At 48.5% G+C, this 590-nt stretch carries 1 pseudogene; it reads left to right on the top strand.

From position 1 onward, the window contains the following. Window positions 1–44: 44 nt before the first annotated feature. Window positions 45–590: pseudogene (locus R7093_RS26685) on the top strand (molecular chaperone DnaK); the annotation flags it as partial.

The following is a 590-nucleotide window of genomic DNA, read 5'->3' as shown; positions in this document are numbered from 1 at the left end:
TCCAATCGGGTGCCGTTTTTAAATACACGAAGGTTTGGTTTTGTATGGCATCTCCTCGTTTTTTTGTTGGTATTGACCTTGGCACCACAAACACTGGGGTGGCCTACTGTGAAATAACCGACAACCTTGAACAATCCGAAGTATCCCTATTTGACATTGACCAACTGATTGGTCCGGGCGAAGTCGTTCGTAAACCACTTCTGCCCTCTTTCCGCTATCATCCAGCTGTAGGTCAAATCTCCCCTTCTGACCTCACTCTTCCTTGGGACAACGAACCTGTTGCCGGCGACATTAACAATGTCATCGTTGGTGAATGGGCTCGCGAATTAGGCGCGAAAGTAGAAGGCCGTCAGGTATCCAGCGCGAAAAGCTGGCTCTCACACCAAGCGGTTGATCGTAACTCAGACATTCTTCCTTGGGCTGGTGCGCAAGACGTGGATAAAGTCTCGCCAGTTATTGCCAGTGCAAGTTACCTCAATCACATTCGTCAAGCATGGAACTACCGTCATCCAAGTAACAAACTCGAAGACCAAGACGTAGTTGTCACCGTTCCTGCATCATTTGATGAAACCGCGCGTAAACTGACACTT

The sequence above is a fragment of the Vibrio sp. 1580 genome, from assembly GCF_033340055.1.
Note: the sequence above shows the minus strand (reverse complement) of the source record. Positions and strands in the feature narration are given on the sequence as shown.